The sequence below is a fragment of the Dyella sp. genome, assembly GCF_051962475.1.
Lineage (GTDB): Bacteria > Pseudomonadota > Gammaproteobacteria > Xanthomonadales > Rhodanobacteraceae > Dyella_A.
Genome location: NZ_JBQCCF010000028.1, coordinates 32,623 through 47,391, shown reverse-complemented (window position 1 = coordinate 47,391; position 14,769 = coordinate 32,623). Strand labels below are relative to the sequence as shown.

Genomic DNA, 14,769 nt, shown 5'->3' with positions numbered 1-14,769 from the left:
TTGCGTCGGGAGGGCGGCGAATACAACACCCGCAAGGGAAATAAGCCCGCCGGCTGTGTGCGGTTTCTAGCCTCCCGACTTCCCGTCGCCGTCCTGGCGCACGGGTACTTCATGGAACGAGGAGGCAAGCATGTCCACCATCGATTCGGAAGATCAGGAAGGCGCAGGCGAAGTTCTTTCCGCGCACAGCCTGCAACGACTCGCAAAGCTGCGCCTGGACGTGGCGCTACTGGCCCGACTGGTGCGTAAGCGCCAGGCGAAAGCGCCCGAGGACATCGTCACGGAAATTCACCTGAGCGAAATAGCCAGCAACCTGGCCTGGCTGGAAACACAGATAACGCAGTGGCTGGACGAACGCCCTGCACAAGACACGTCCAGCGAAGCCGCCGCATCAGGCGAAGCGGATGCCACCGAACCGGTAAGAGTCGAGGCCGATGAGCGCTACATGTCCGGCATCACGCTCGACCAGCTCGACGCCATCCACGAGCTACTCGATAGCCTCCGCGCCCACGGCGACGTGGTGACCTGCAGCGGCGAGGCCGAGTTCGCGGACGGCACGCTGCCGGCGATCGGCGACGCCATCTACCGTGACGCGGGCAGGCTGCGGGAGTTGATCGATGCCATCGATGCGCAGCGGCTGGGGTTGCCGGTTGGCATGCGAGGTCGAGTGAGGGAGGAGGGTGGCAGTTACTTCGTGTTGCCCTCGCGGTCACCCGTGAGCGTGATGGCGTCCGCTTTGAAGGCGTATCCGACCTACCAGTAGCCGCCAAACCTGGGGGCGAAGGCATCTGCGAATCGATGGTCTTCGCCCTCAATTTTCGATCAAAAGCTCGGAGTCGGCACCGCCGATTAGCGATGACTATCGGCGTGGCAGAAGTGGCAGCTGTACGGTGATCCGGCGGCGTGAGCATGTCGGCTGGGGCCCCGGCTCAACGTATACGAACCAGGCCCTGTCAAAGGTGGTCGTGCAGGAAGTCTTCGGTGTTCACCACGTCGAAGAGCTGCGACTCTTCAGCCATGCCACGCAGTATGTATCCGTGCCCGTAACCGTAGATAACCAAGACACGGTCGCCCGGTAATGTGTTTTCAAGGATGTTGGCGAATATCACCAGGTTCCTGCCATACCAGTACTGGACCCAGTTCGCCCCCACCCGATCCTTGGGGGATTTCAGTCTTGCCAGAAGGTAATACCGCGAGGCGATCTCCCGAGTTTTCCGATCCGAGTTCAGGTATTCCAGGATCTTCCCCACGCTCTCAGTTTGCTCGAGTTTCTGCAGCGCCGTGTTGTCGCTCTCGCCAAGCGACATGACCTTACTTAGCTCTTTGGGATTCGCCGTGCCTATGTCGATCTTCTTTGGATCCGCGATGGGACCTAGATCGTTGTAGTTGATCGCGACCACAGGAACACGCAAGCGGCAAGCCAAGCGGAAGCCAATTTGTTCGTACTCCTCCTTGCTTTCGGATCGCTTCCCATCACAGGTTTGCCGAAGTTGCGCCTGGACTTCTGCCTGATCGGCCACGTCGCGCTCAATCATGATCTTTGTTGGCTGAAACGCTGCGACGGCATCTACCACTTGAAGAATTTCCCGTTGCCGTTGGACCGACGTGACGTCCGACGCCTTCAGGTTGAACATGTCACGGTTGTGGTTGTTCATGTGGTAGCTGCCGAGGAACAGGAAGGCGGGTCTGGCTCCCTGGCTCATACCCGCTCCGCTGAAGGCAGCGAGCGCCAGCAGTAGTGCAAGTCTGTGCATCATGGCTTTTACCTAAGGGTGTCGGGTGTTGAGATGTAAGGGGCACGATCCTGCCGGTGCAGATGCGCTGGTTTCCGTTCGACTAGCAGCGTTGCCGTCCTCATGGCTGCCCCTGCCGGCAAACCGTGGCTACGAGAGACCTCAACCATTGGTGCGCCGGGTCCGCATCCAGGCGTGGATGCCAGAACAGGGAAATGGTGAACTGAGGCACCTCCACCGGAAGCGCAAAGCAATGCAGGCCTCGCCACAGACTCTGTGTGTGCCGCTCCGGTACGGTCGCGATCATGTCGGACTCGCCTGCAAGCACGATGGCCGGGCTGAAACCGCCTACGGTCACCACGCAGCGTCTCGATAAACCGAGCTTTTCGAGCGCGTGGTCGACTGGCGCCATCTCGAGCCCGCGCCGGGATATCAGGATGTGTGCCCCTCCGGCATAACGTTCGGGCGTCACCTTTCCCCGGGCCAAGGCGTGTCCCTTACGCACGATGCCAACGAAGCGATCGCGGAATAGACCCTGCGTTCTTATCTCCGGCCCCATGGACTTGCTGGTAACACCGGTTTCGAGGTCGACCACGCCATCACGCAGCGCGGTACTGTCCTTGTCCAGCTTGGGTACGAACCACAGCCGCACACCCGGGGCTTCGGTCTCGATGCGTGCGAGCAGAGCAGGGCCGAAGGTCTCGACGAAACCCTCCGTGCTGCGAATCGAAAAAGTGCGCGAGAGTGAGGCGAGGTCGAGCTTGAGTGCAGGGCGCAGCACCGCCTCTGCGTCATCGACCACCTGCCGGACCCGGCCCCGCAACGCCAGCGCCCGCGGTGTCGGCACGAGTCCGCGTCCGGCACGGACGAGAAGCGGGTCGCCGGTCGCCTCGCGCAATCGCGCAAGCGCCCGACTCATCGCCGAGGCACTCAGTTGGAGGCGTCGCGCCGCCCGCACGACGCTTCCTTCCGTCAGCAGGACGTCGAGGGTCACCAGGAGATTGAGATCAGGCATGGACATATCTAACAACTCCCGGGCTCCGGCCACAGCGGGCGTCTGGTGCACTAATACTTTTCGATTCATGCGTCTTCTGGCATCTCAGCCCGGCTCCTAGGCTCTCTCTCCGTCCGCGCCGCGTGCGCCGCGGTCGCCTGGAGAGCTGCCATGTTCCGTTCCGTATTTCGCTTTGGATCCACCACCACACCAGGGGCCGGGAGCGTTCCGTTCGCCCTGGCGTGCCTGGCAATGACGATGTTGCTGTCGTCGCTTGGCACCAGCATCGCCAACGTGGCGTTGCCGACGTTTGTCGATGTTTTCCACACCAGTTTCCGCGCTGTGCAATGGGTCGTGCTGGCCTACCTGCTCGCAGTGACGGCTTTGGTTGTCAGCGTCGGCCGACTCGGTGACCTCATCGGGCGGCGGCGACTGATGATGGGCGGTGTGGGTTTGTTCACCATGGCCTCGATCGTGTGTGGCTCCTCGACCGATCTGTGGATGCTCGTTGTTGGACGCATCGGGCAGGGCCTCGGCGCTGCCGTCATGATGGCCTTGTCGATGGCGCTGGTGGGTGACACGGTGCCAAAGGACCGGGCAGGGCGCGCCATGGGATTCCTCGGCACCATGTCGGCGGTGGGCACCGCCCTCGGCCCTTCGCTCGGCGGTATGTTGATTGCCGGCCTTGGCTGGCGCTCCATCTTTTTTCTCAACGTGCCGTTGGGCTTCGCGGCACTGGCGCTGGCTTACATTGCGTTGCCGATGGATCCGCCGCATGGGCGTCGAGCACCCTTCGATCTGGCCGGTTCGATTCTCCTCGCGCTGACGCTCGCAGCGTACGCCCTTTCCATGACCATCGCGCGCGGATCGTCCGGCAGCTTTGGTTTGCTGGCAGTGGCCATCGCGGCCGCCGGACTTTTCATCTGGGTGGAATCCCGGGTCGCCTCGCCGCTCGTCCGCCTCGGGCTGTTCCGGGACCGCACGGTGAGCGCCGGCTTTACGATGAGTGCGCTGGTCACGACGGTTGCCATGACCACGTTGGTCGTAGGGCCCTTTTACCTTGCGCGATCGCTCGGGATGAGCCCGGCATCGGTTGGCCTCGTCATGACGGCGGGTCCTCTGGTGGCGGCTCTGGCGGGAGTGCCCGCCGGACGGTCGGTTGATCGTTTTGGTGCGAGGGCCGTGACGATCGCAGGACTGTCCGCGATGGCTATCGGCAGCCTGGCTCTCTCTGTACTTCCGGCATCGCTGGGCGTCGTGGGGTACGTGCTGCCTTTGATTATCACCACCGCGGGTTACGCGACGTTCCAAGCCGCCAACAACACCGCCGTACTTGCTGGATCTGAAGCGGCACAGCGCGGTGTGGTCTCCGGTCTGCTGAACCTTTCGCGCAATCTTGGCCTGGTCACGGGTGCCTCCGCCATGGGGGCTGTGTTTGCCATTGGAACGCATGCACCCGAGGTCGGCACAGCTTCGGCCTCGGCCATCGCAGCCGGTGCCCACGTGGCGTTTAGTGTCGCGACGGCGCTCGTAGTCGCAGCGCTCTTGCTTGCCGTGAGCTTTGCTCGGCAAGCCTCACATGTCGTCTCCCGTTCCTGAGAAACCCGTGTCCGCCCGTCTTCATCTACTGGCCATCGCGTTGGCCACCACGCTGGCATTCCATGGCCCGACCGCATTCGCTGCTGAAAGCAGCAAATGCCGCGGAACATCCCGCCCCGGACAGGCGACGCCGACGCCGGCCGATCCCTATCCGCTGACGGCAGCCGGTTGGGGCCCAGAACTCGGAAATGGCTTCATAGCAAGTCGCTGGGCAGAGGACTGGTCCGGCATGGCCGCTCAGGGCCGCGCACCGTTGGGCAAGGCCATTCCGGTCGGCGATTCCGGCTACCTGACCATCAGTTCGGAGCTGCGATTGCGATCAACGTCCTCGGACAACGCGCAGCTTCGTCGGGGCAACGACTTCAATCAGGACCAAAGCCGCCTCTTACTTGGGGCGGACCTGACTCTCAATCGCCACCTGCGCTTGTACGGCGAGGTTGGCGCAGGGCAGGTCGACAGCCGTCGCAGCAGCGCGACACCAAACTTCCGCAACGCAGCGTCGTTGCAACAATCGTTCGTCGACGTCCATGGCAACGTAGGTAAGGTTCTTGCCGGCGCCATGGTGGGGCGGCAGGAGTTTTCCGACGGCCCGCGCCAACTCATCAGCCTTAGCGACGGACCCAACCTGCACAGGACCTGGAATGGCGTGCGCGTTTATGCGCACGCGTCTCGCCTGCGAGTTGGCGCCTTCGACCTGCGAGCCACCCGCCTCGGCCGGGGAGGCTTCGACGAACACGCCAATCCGGGCGAAAAGCTGCAGGGCATCAACGCCAGTTTCATCGTGTCCGAAGGCGGCCCGAATACCTACCTCGATCCCTTCTGGATCCATAGCGAGAATCCAAGCTATCGCCTGGCGGGCCAGGCGGGGCAGGACACTCGCGACACCGTGGGTGTCCGTCTCTGGGGGCGGCATGCTGGCATGCGCTTCGATTGGACGACGGTGCGCCAGAGCGGGCGAACCATCGGCGGGCGACCCGTGCGTGCCTGGGGCATCTTTGCCACCCAGAGCATCGCGTTGTCGGATTCGGGCTGGAAGCCGCGGCTGACGTCGCACATCGACCTCGCTTCTGGCGGCGGCGCATACGGCACCGGTACGGTGCGCGACATCAATTCACTGTACGCAAGCTCGAACTATCTGGGGGAAGGGCAGTTTCTCGGCCTTTCCAACCTGTTGATGATTGCCCCCGGCCTTTCCTTCTCACCCGGCCCGCGCACGTCCGTCGCCGTGGAATATGGGTACGCGCGACGCCTGGATACGGAAGACGCGATCTATGCCGGCGGCGCTCGGGCCTACGCCGGAACCCAGCGGGTCAAGGGCCAACATACCGGAAATCTCATACGGCTGACGAGCACGTGGTCCGTCAGCCGCCACCTGGCAATTCGCCTGAATGTCGAACACCTCGCGGCAGGCGACGCATTACGTCGATCCGGATTCTCTTCTGGAACCTATACCTATCTCGACGCGACATACCGCTACTAATGAATACGCAAACAGCAAAAGAAAACCTTACCGAACCCCGCCTCAACTTCTTTGCCTTCGGCCCGGGTGCGATGCTCGCCTTGGCGACGCTCGATCAACGCGTCGCCCGGTCGGACCTGGAACGCCCCCTTGTCGAACTCGTGCGGATCCGCGTATCGCAGCTCAATGGATGCGCCTATTGCCTCGACCGCCACATGACGGACGCCAGGAAACTTGGTGAAGCGGAGCGGCGCCTTTCGACGCTCCAGGTCTGGCGCGACACCCCGTTTTTCTCGGAACGCGAAAGGGCGGCGCTCGAGTGGGCCGAAGCGTTGACGCTGATCGCAGGCAACACCGTCACGGACGATCTGTGGCAACGAGTGAAGCTCGAGTTTCCTCCCGCACAACTCGTGGATCTGACTTTGGCAGTCAGCGCCGTCAACAGCTGGAACCGTTTTGCCATAGCGTTTCGCAAGCTTCCGGCCTGACACCCATGAAGAAGTCCGACACCAGTCGGATTTTTCCAGGCCGGCTCCGGCGCTACGCCAGGCGCAGGCTCGAACGTTCGAGAAGCGGCGCGCAATCCCGTGGTGTGGCCGATCTACAATCGCGCATAATGTATATTATGTAAAATTGCAAAATGCATCGTCCGCTTTCCCAGGCGGCTTTGCTTGCTTCAATAGCAGCGGCCGCAGAAGTCGTCGCGGCCGCCCATTGCATCTACAAATGGCTTAACGTGTGCGCACGTTCGGTGCCACCACGCAGGATGCCCATGAGCCGCCGATCCGCGCCATCGCTGCCGGCAAGCGCCACGCGCTAGCGCTCGACGGTAACGGCCAGGTCTGGGCTTGGGGCGAGAACGCCGACACCGAACTTGGCCAGCACGGCAGCCCCGCCTGCGAGAACGAATACGGCCGCGGCGAGCGGGCTCCGTTCACCGAGCTGCCGCGGCAGGTGCCCGGCATCGGCAAGGCGGTGGCGATCGCAGCTGGCTACAACAGCAGCGCAGCGATCGATGCGCATGGCGATGTCTGGGTGTGGGGGCGGCATTGAGAGGCATCAGTTGACGTTCCTTAGGCTGGAGGGCGGATGCACATCATCAGTTCACCCGAGGGCCGGCTGCGCAAGGCCGGCCGTACCGTCATAGTCACGGCCGCACTGCCGGCCGTGCTCCTGCTGTGCGCTTTCATGAAGCCGCAACTACCCGAGACGATCTACGACGGCACCCACTACAGCACGCTGATCGAGACCTACCAGCACGCCTATGAGCACGCCGGCATGACCAACATGAAGGTGGTCACGGAGGCGACGGGCAAGGCGCCCGATGGCACCGTCTCGACCGTCAAGACTTATACCTTCGCCTGCCCTGCCGTACCTGGCAGCCACTCAGGTCGTTGCAGTACGACCTTCAGCATCAGCGCTTCCGTCAAGGACGACATCTGCCGTGACTGCCGCATCACGCGAGCCTCCTACTCCGGCGATCCGGCGCCAGATGAGAAAGCGACGACCGAGATCCGGCGAGTGCTGGGTAAGAGCGTCCCTTCAGCGCCTGGAAAGTGATCTGTGCACGTCGACTCTCGGGCCGGCACGCGTAATGCTGAGAAGGCGCAGGTTCGACGGGGATACCAGCATCCATGCATCGGCATGCTCTCCAACGCCCGCTGGGCTTAGCTGGTGGCGTCGACTGAGGGCTTCCGCGACTCGCCTCCGGATGCCATCAGTAGCAAGAACACCTGGTTCAAGCCGGCAAAAGTCCATAACCAGATCGAGTCGTCGGCTAGCGTCTTGGCGGGAACACCGGGAAGTGGTCCGCTGTCCCGTGTTTCGCTAATGAAGTAGTAGCTCCATGGCATCGATACCGCCGCCTTGGCCATGAAACCGAGCGTGCCGCTGAGCGGTGCGCCGCGGGTGGCGCCGGTGGGGCGGTCCGCCGCATTCACGCCGATCGCCAGGACGAACAGCAGCGCATAGAGCTTGGCGAGGGTCGGCCAAAGGCGGCCTGTGCCGCCTTGGCGGAACCGATAGACCACTAGGCAGGCCATCACCAGCAAGGTCAGCCCCGCATGGATGGCGGCGGGACTCGTCGCCAGCTGTGCCACGCCGCTGGTGCAGTTGCCCAGCGCCTCGCACGGCGCCGCCTGCAGCCGCTGCCGAGCTTCGGTCGCGGCCGCGGCGCGCCATGCGCCATCCAGGATGGCTCCGCTTGCGGTGTCGATGGTGAGATGCAGCTCACCGATGCGGACCGTGCCCTCTTTCGGTACGGGCGCAGCGGTCTGCCGCAACGCGAGCAGGTTGTCGTACAAAGCGGTTTTCTGCTCAGGCGTCAAAGCCATCCAGCGGATGCCTTCCGGGCTGGTTACGTGGCCGACGAGCCTGACTTGGCACAGGCCGCCGCGATGATCGCCGGCGGGTACCTTGTCCGCTTCGCAGCTCAGCGTCTGTCCGGACGGCAGCTCATACTCGACGTGGAGGTCGGCCTTCATGGCCAGCCGATTACGCATATCGGCGGCGAGGTAGAACGCCTCGGCCTGCGCGGCCGTCTCCGCGGGGTCCACTTGCCCGCCTTTGAAATAGCCCCATGCACCGGGTGCGAGGCGATCGATATGTGCCAAACCCTGCTCGCTCATCTGCAGGTGCGGGGCGCTCGCGCTTTGCACGTCAGCGATAGCGGGAAACCCTATCGCCACGCCATCAGCCACCGCTCGCGCGACAGCGGCTCGCAGCGCAGGGGTGACACGCGCCCCAGCCACCACGTCGCGCAGCGTTGCCGCTGCCTGGGCTGGCGGCGGCATGACCGTACCCAACAGGCGCAGGCGTTGATAGTCGTCGAGCCGGTCGGCAGCAGCCTTAAAGCCCAGCATCTCAAACTGCTGCTGCAGCACGGCGGATTTAAAGGCATCCAACGGCGGAGGGCGATCGAGCGCCTGCCGTAGCATCGGTATGGCATCCATCGAGGGCGTGGCCGCTGGCGCTTCGGCGCAGGCAGGCGCGATCGATATCAGTACCGGCACGATCATGATGGTCGCGGCCACCAGGCTGCGAATCGACTTAGCCATCCAGCGCTCCTTGAATATGCACGGCTATCCCGTAGAACCGGCACGGCAAACGATCATCCGCACGCCAGATCTCACGACTCCGGCGGCACGATCACCACGTTATGCAGCCCTTGGCGCTTCACGCCTCCCACGGCACCCGGCGACGCAGCAGCTTGCGTAGAGCGGCACCCTGTTCGACCGGCGCATCCAGCAGCGCCTGCAAGCGCTTAAAGCGGGCGGCGTCCGGGGCAACCACGGTCTGCTCCAGCAGCACCTGCTGGGCCCTCTCGCAGGCGGCCTCCAGCATGAAGTCCGTGCGGCTCTTGCCCGCCATCCGGGCCGCCTGGTCAATCAGGCTGCGCTGGGCCACCGTGGCACGCAGATTGAAGGTGGTTTGACGGGAAACGGTGGTCATGGCGGCGGTCCTCAAGTGTATGCACATTGTCCGCACAGCGAGGGCCGCACGTCAGTACCCCGGTTCAGCCTTCATCGGTCGCTGCGGCGGGTTGGGCCACCAGCATCCGACCCGGCCAACCTAGCGCACAAAGTAGGCGCGCAGCTTGGGGAACAACCGGAATTGGGAGCAGGGACGTTGGCAGTGTGGCGCCCTTCCCCGCCTGGCCGACCGAACATCAAGCCACAAGCCACGCCCCCTTCACCGCACGTGCGCCGCCGGGTTGTCAGGCTCGGGTTTCCTCGCCTACGCATGCTGCCCAGCCACGTCCATGTCCAAGCAAGACACCGTTCCGAAGAAGTCCGGCTACGACGAGAGTCAGCCGAAGGATAAGCACGGCACCGAGCGCAAGCCGGCGCCCGATGCGCCGCGGCAGCCGCAGAACGCGCCGGATGCGAAGCCGAAGCCATCCTCGTCCTGACGCGTCGCGTGCCGTTGCGCCGGGTGGCTTGCCTGGCCCGGTAGTGACATTTGCGGGCAGCGTGCCGCGGGCATGCCGATGAGACGTATCTGCGCATTCGGCGTGGCTGCCGCTGTCCACCGAACCCATGGAGCCGACCGACCATGACCGACGACATCCTTATTGCCGAATTCCCCAACCAGCGCGAGGCGGTGGCGGCTGCCGAGAAGTTGTTCTCGATGGGCGTGGGCCGTGAGTGCGTGTTGCTGGAGGTGGACGAGCGCGGCATGCAGCCTCCGTCGAGCTCGTACGCGCCCTCGACGATTGTCGACCCCACCTTGCCGGACCAGCCGACGACGCCGGGCGAGCGCGCGAGTCATCCAAAGGAGTCGCTGCGCAAGCTGGGCAGCGAGGATCTGCGTGGGCCGGAGCTGCAGGGCTGCGCGCGGCTCTCGGTGCAGCCGGTGGCGGGGTTCGATGGCGACGCGGTGACCGAGCTGCTCCGTGCGGCGGGCGCCTCCCGGGTGCAGCGGAGCGAGGGGCCGTTACCCGCGCCCAATCCGGCAATGTGGCCGGCGGTGGACGTAGCCGGCGATGTGGATGTGGAGCGTGCGGTGGCGGCGTCGCGTGGCGGGGTTGCGGTGCCCACGCATCGCCCCGATGCAGATGCCGCAGCGGAGGAAGATCCCGAACGCCAGGCGCCGGCCACCGGCGATCCCTCGGCGCGGCGCAAGTAACGCGCCCTCGCGCCGTCAGGCACCCATCGCCATCACGGTGTTGATCAGCGCTACGTGCGACAGCGCCTGCGGAAAATTTCCGCACTGGCGCTGCGCTGACACGTCGTATTCCTCCGAGAGCAGGCCCAGATCGTTGGCAACGGACAGTAGCCGGCGCACGCGTCGTTCCGCTTCGTCGCGCTGGCCCTGCAGCAGCTTGACGTGGGTCAGCCAGAAGCCGTAGGCGATGAAGCTGCCCTCCCCGCCTTCCAGCCCGTCATGGGACTGCTCGTTGCAATAGCGCTCGAACACCACTCCAGCGTGCCATCTGCCTCGGGCTGGTCGGTGGGCACGCGATACGCCGCGGCGTCGACCCGGTCGATGCGGGCACCGCGCGGGCTCATGAATCGCCCGAGTCGCCCGGCAGCAGCCCCGCCATCATGTCGCGCACGCTCTGGCGAATGATACCCAGCTCGTTCGGATCGCCCTTGGCCAGCGCCGTCATGTACGACTTGGCCTGCGCCCAGCGAATGTGAGGCGGCAGCGGCGGCACGTCGGGGTCGGCGATGAATTCGATCAGCACCGGGCAGTTGGCAGCGAACGCCTCCTCCCACGCCGCGGCGATGTGCTCGGGCCGCTCCACCCGGATGCCCTTGAAGCCCAGCATGCGGGCGTATTCGGCGTAGGGAAAATCTTCCACGTCCTGCGCTGGTGCAAACTTCGGATCGCCGGCCAGGGCGCGCTGCTCCCAGGTGACCTGGTTGAGGTCGTGGTTGGCCAGCACCATCACCACGAAGCTCGGGTTGCTCCAGCGTTCCCAATACTGCTTCACGGTGATCAGCTCGGCATTGCCGTTCATCTGCATGGCGCCATCGCCGATGATCGCCACTACCGGACGATCCGGATACGCCATCTTGGCTGCGATCGCATAGGGCATGCCGCCGCCCATGGTGGCCAGCTTGCCCGACAGCGAGGCCATCATGCCCTCGCGGATCTTCACGTCACGCGCGTACCAGTTGGTGTGCGAGCCGCAGTCGCCGCAGATGATCACCTTGTCCGGCAGGCGCGGCGACAGCTCCCAGAAGATGCGCTGCGGATTGATCGGATCGGCCGGCTCCATCGCCTTGGCCTCCAGCGCGCGCCACCACTTGCGCACGTTCACCTCGATGCGCTCGCGCCAATCGGGGTTGTCCTTCTTGTCCAGCAGCGGCAGCAGCTGATCGATCACCTGTGCGCTGTCGCCGATCAGGTTGACCTCGGTGGGATAGCGCATGGAAACGTTGCGCGGAGCAATGTCGATCTGCACCGCGCGCGCCTGCCCGTCCGGCGGCAGGAACTCCGAATACGGAAATGTGGTGCCGATCATTAGCAGCGTGTCGCAGTCGTTCATCAGTTCCCAGCTGGGCTTGGTGCCGAGCAGGCCGATGGAGCCGGTGACGAAGGGCAGATCGTCCGGCAGTGCCGCCTTGCCCAGCAGCGCCTTGGCCACACCGGCGTCCAGATGCCGGGCCAGCGCAATCACCTGGGGTCCGGCCTGCATGGCGCCCGCGCCGATCAGGATGGCGACGCGCTTGCCGGCGTTGATCACCTCGGCCGCCTGGCGCAGCTCGTCCATCGACGGCTGCGGGTGCGCCGGCGCGTAGCCGACACCGGAGTAGACGTCGCCGTGGGCGCGCGGCGGACTGGGGACGGCCTTCATCTCCTGCAGGTCGTTCGGCACGATCACACAGGTGACGCAGCGTTCGGCCGCGGCGATGCGCATCGCGCGATCGATCACGTGGCGTACCTGGGCCGGTGCGGTGAGCGTCTCGACGTAGCTGGCGACGTCCTTGAACAGGTTCTGCAGGTCCACTTCCTGCTGGTAGTCGCTGCCCAACGCGGTGCGCGCCTGCTGGCCGACGATGGCGACCACCGGCATATGGTCCATCTTGGCGTCGTACAGGCCGTTGAGCAGATGGATGGCGCCAGGGCCCGACGTGGCCAGGCATACGCCTACCTCGCCGGTGAACTTGGCATGCGCGCCGGCCATGAAGGCGGCCATTTCCTCGTGGCGCACGCGCACGTAGTCGAAGCGGTCGGAGGCGCGCCCCATCGCGCCCATGATTCCGTTGATGCCGTCACCCGGGTAGCCGAAGATCCGCTTCACCCCCCAGTCGGTGAGGCGCTGAAGGATGAAATCGCCCACAGTCTGGCTCATTGGGTTCTCCCGGAATCGAGGGCCCACGCGCGGTCGCACAGAGCGGCGACGGCGCCATCTGCAGGCCAGGAAAGGAATGACGGGCGGCAATGATGAAGTGCCCGCCGTCATCCACCGGTCAAAGGTATGTGTCGGCCCGTCCACGAAAGCGCATGAACGTGCGACCGTTCTGTACTTCTCAGTGTTCGCGCCGCCACATCGCATGCTGCGCCGGCAAGCTCTCACGCCAGGTGCTGCGGCAGCGAGCGATGGATCGCGGTGGCGGCGACCGCCGCGTGACCTACCGCGACGCTGATCTGGTTCAACCCGCTCACCAGGTCGCCGATGGCGTACAGGCCCTCGATGTCGGTCTGCATGTGGCGATCCACCTGCAGCGCGCCCTGGGCGTCGGTGCCCGGCGCCAGCGTGCTCACCAACTGCGTCTGCGGGTCCGCGCCGAGCACTGGGTAGAGCGTGTCGTAGTGCTCGACGCTGCCGTCGGCGAAGCGCACCTGGCACTTGCCCTGCACCAGCGCGAGCCGCGACGACCCGAGGTGAATGCCAATGCCGTCGTCACTGACGCGGCGCCCGCTTCCGCCTGGCGCCGTGCCCTGCCCCACGATCACCGAGACGCGGCAGGAAAAGGTGCGCAGAAACCGCGCGTGCGCCAGCGCGGCGTCGAGATCGTCGCCCAGCACGGCGATGTGCTGATCGAGCGCCTCGTAGGCGTCGCACACCGCGCATAGCCGCAGCACGCCGTGGGCGATCGCCTCGTCGCGGCCTTCCATCGCCGGCAGGCGGTCGACTACGCCGGTGGCCAGCACCACATTGGCCGCGGTCCATGCGGGTGCGTCGCCCTGCTCCATGTGCACGGCGAAGCCGTCGTCGGTTCGGCGCACCGCGCGCACGCGGCCGGCGCGGATGTCCACGCCGTAGCGCACCGCGTGGGCGCGATAGCGCTCGAGCAGGCGGTTGCCGGCCACACCCAGCGGAAAGCCGGGGCAGTTGTGGCTGGCGGGGATCAGCCGCGCCCGGCTTGCGCCGGCATCCAGCACCACGACGCGGCGCCGGTAGCGCGCCAGGTAGGTTGCCGCGGTGAGACCGGCGGGGCCGGCGCCGACCACCACGCAATCCAGCGCGCCGGTAGGGTCGGCAGGGAGAGTGGAAGCCATCGGCCATGCTCCTGTGTATGCGGGTAACCCGGCACTGTCCCCGCCCGGCCATCGATGCGGCGTGCAGGTTGTGCAAACGCCTGGATGCAGCGCACACGCGGCCTGGACGCGCGCGCATGCACCTTGCTCGCCGGGACGTCGCCGACCGAGGGATCAGGAGCACGAGACATGAGCGTACGCATCGGCATCTCCGGGTGGCGATACAAGGGCTGGCGCGGGCCGTTCTACCCGCCCACGCTGCGCCAGCGATCGGAGCTCGCCTACGCCGCGGCGCGGTTCTCCACGATCGAGCTCAACGGCTCGTTCTATTCGCTGCAGACACCGCGCGCCTACCGCCAGTGGTACGCGGACACCCCCGACGATTTCGTCTTTGCGGTGAAGGCGCCGCGCTTTCTCACCCACATCAAGCGGCTGCGCCAGATCGACCGCCCGTTCGCCAACTTCATCGCCTCCGGGCCGCTGGCACTGGAACACAAGCTGGGTCCGTTGCTGTGGCAGTTCCCCGCCACTTTCCGCTGGGAACCGGAAAGCTTTGAAGCTTTTCTGCAGTCGCTGCCGCCCACCACCGCGGCGGCCGCAGTCTGGGCCAGTCGGCACGACGAGCGGGTGCCGGAACCGTACCTGGAGCTGACCCACGACCGACCGCTGCGCCATGCGGTGGAAGTGCGCCACCCTAGCTTCAGCGATCCCGCGCTGGTGGCGCAGCTGCGCCGACACGGCGTGGCGCTGGTGGTGGCCGATACCGCCGGGCGCTATCCGGCGATGCACGACGTCACCGCCGATTTCCTCTACCTGCGCCTGCACGGCGACACCGAGCTCTACGCCAGCGGCTACGACGAGCCGGCGCTGCAGGAATGGGCCGCGCGCATCCGCTGCTGGGCCGCTGGCGGACGGCCGGCCGATGCGCCGTGCATCGCATCCGCGCCCATCACGCGCAAGGAGCGCGACGTGTATGTGTACTTCGACAACGACGCCAAGGTGCGCGCGCCGTTCGACGCGCAGCGGTTGATCGCCCTGCTCCGGTGATGCCG

General features: G+C 65.4%; 16 protein-coding genes. 9 read left to right on the top strand and 7 right to left on the bottom strand.

Translation table 11 applies throughout. From position 1 onward, the window contains the following. Window positions 1-130 precede the first annotated feature (130 nt). Complete coding sequence (locus ACTHJF_RS05965; RefSeq protein WP_440266314.1) at window positions 131-763, top strand: XAC0095 family protein; 633 nt, start codon at window positions 131-133, stop codon at window positions 761-763. 190 nt (window positions 764-953) lie between these two features. On the opposite strand, the gene ACTHJF_RS05960 is transcribed toward ACTHJF_RS05965, so the two are convergent. Beyond that, window positions 954-1,757: a DUF5694 domain-containing protein gene (locus ACTHJF_RS05960; RefSeq protein WP_440266313.1), complete on the bottom strand. Its 804-nt coding sequence runs from the start codon at window positions 1,755-1,757 to the stop codon at window positions 954-956. Window positions 1,758-1,854: 97 nt separating this feature from the next. Next, window positions 1,855-2,748, bottom strand: a complete 894-nt coding sequence (locus ACTHJF_RS05955; RefSeq protein ID WP_440266312.1) for a LysR family transcriptional regulator — start codon at window positions 2,746-2,748, stop codon at window positions 1,855-1,857. Between the two features lie 150 nt (window positions 2,749-2,898). Between ACTHJF_RS05955 and ACTHJF_RS05950 the strand changes: the two genes are divergently transcribed. From ACTHJF_RS05950 to ACTHJF_RS05930, 5 genes are all read left to right on the top strand, one after another. After that, window positions 2,899-4,326, top strand: coding sequence for an MFS transporter (locus tag ACTHJF_RS05950; RefSeq protein WP_440266311.1), 1,428 nt, complete (start codon window positions 2,899-2,901; stop codon window positions 4,324-4,326). Window positions 4,327-4,333: 7 nt separating this feature from the next. Further along, window positions 4,334-5,806, top strand: coding sequence for an alginate export family protein (locus tag ACTHJF_RS05945; RefSeq protein ID WP_440266310.1), 1,473 nt, complete (start codon window positions 4,334-4,336; stop codon window positions 5,804-5,806). Then, window positions 5,806-6,273: a carboxymuconolactone decarboxylase family protein gene (locus ACTHJF_RS05940; RefSeq protein ID WP_440266309.1), complete on the top strand. Its 468-nt coding sequence runs from the start codon at window positions 5,806-5,808 to the stop codon at window positions 6,271-6,273. The genes ACTHJF_RS05945 and ACTHJF_RS05940 overlap by 1 nt, the downstream gene beginning before the upstream one ends. Before the next feature lie 250 nt (window positions 6,274-6,523). Next, window positions 6,524-6,838 carry a hypothetical protein gene (locus ACTHJF_RS05935; RefSeq protein WP_440266308.1) on the top strand — a complete coding sequence of 105 codons (315 nt, stop codon included), beginning with the start codon at window positions 6,524-6,526 and terminating at the stop codon, window positions 6,836-6,838. A 36-nt stretch (window positions 6,839-6,874) separates the two neighbouring features. After that, window positions 6,875-7,345: a hypothetical protein gene (locus ACTHJF_RS05930; protein ID WP_440266307.1), complete on the top strand. Its 471-nt coding sequence runs from the start codon at window positions 6,875-6,877 to the stop codon at window positions 7,343-7,345. Between the two features lie 107 nt (window positions 7,346-7,452). On the opposite strand, the gene ACTHJF_RS05925 is transcribed toward ACTHJF_RS05930, so the two are convergent. Continuing rightward, entirely contained in the window at window positions 7,453-8,841 is a 1,389-nt protein-coding gene (locus tag ACTHJF_RS05925; protein WP_440266306.1) for a hypothetical protein, read from the bottom strand. Window positions 8,842-8,959: 118 nt separating this feature from the next. Then, window positions 8,960-9,235, bottom strand: a complete 276-nt coding sequence (locus ACTHJF_RS05920; RefSeq protein ID WP_440266305.1) for a DUF1778 domain-containing protein — start codon at window positions 9,233-9,235, stop codon at window positions 8,960-8,962. Window positions 9,236-9,545: 310 nt separating this feature from the next. Here ACTHJF_RS05920 and ACTHJF_RS05915 point away from each other — a divergent pair, with 310 nt between their 5' ends. Beyond that, a complete protein-coding gene (locus ACTHJF_RS05915; RefSeq protein ID WP_431637038.1) occupies window positions 9,546-9,695 on the top strand; it encodes a hypothetical protein in 150 nt (49 codons plus the stop codon). 143 nt (window positions 9,696-9,838) lie between these two features. After that, a complete protein-coding gene (locus ACTHJF_RS05910; protein WP_440266304.1) occupies window positions 9,839-10,411 on the top strand; it encodes a hypothetical protein in 573 nt (190 codons plus the stop codon). Window positions 10,412-10,426: 15 nt separating this feature from the next. Here the strand turns inward: ACTHJF_RS05910 and ACTHJF_RS05905 are convergent, their stop codons facing one another. The 3 genes from ACTHJF_RS05905 to ACTHJF_RS05895 form a co-directional block, all read right to left on the bottom strand. Next, a complete protein-coding gene (locus ACTHJF_RS05905; protein ID WP_440266303.1) occupies window positions 10,427-10,702 on the bottom strand; it encodes a glycoside hydrolase family 15 protein in 276 nt (91 codons plus the stop codon). An 88-nt stretch (window positions 10,703-10,790) separates the two neighbouring features. Continuing rightward, a complete protein-coding gene (locus ACTHJF_RS05900) occupies window positions 10,791-12,587 on the bottom strand; it encodes a thiamine pyrophosphate-requiring protein (protein ID WP_440266302.1) in 1,797 nt (598 codons plus the stop codon). A gap of 221 nt (window positions 12,588-12,808) precedes the next feature. After that, the gene (locus ACTHJF_RS05895; protein WP_440266301.1) at window positions 12,809-13,738 is read right to left on the bottom strand and encodes an NAD(P)/FAD-dependent oxidoreductase; all 930 of its coding nucleotides are present in this window, start codon (window positions 13,736-13,738) and stop codon (window positions 12,809-12,811) included. Between the two features lie 168 nt (window positions 13,739-13,906). Between ACTHJF_RS05895 and ACTHJF_RS05890 the strand changes: the two genes are divergently transcribed. Beyond that, window positions 13,907-14,764: a DUF72 domain-containing protein gene (locus ACTHJF_RS05890; protein ID WP_440266300.1), complete on the top strand. Its 858-nt coding sequence runs from the start codon at window positions 13,907-13,909 to the stop codon at window positions 14,762-14,764. The last annotated feature ends 5 nt before the right edge of the window (window positions 14,765-14,769 follow it).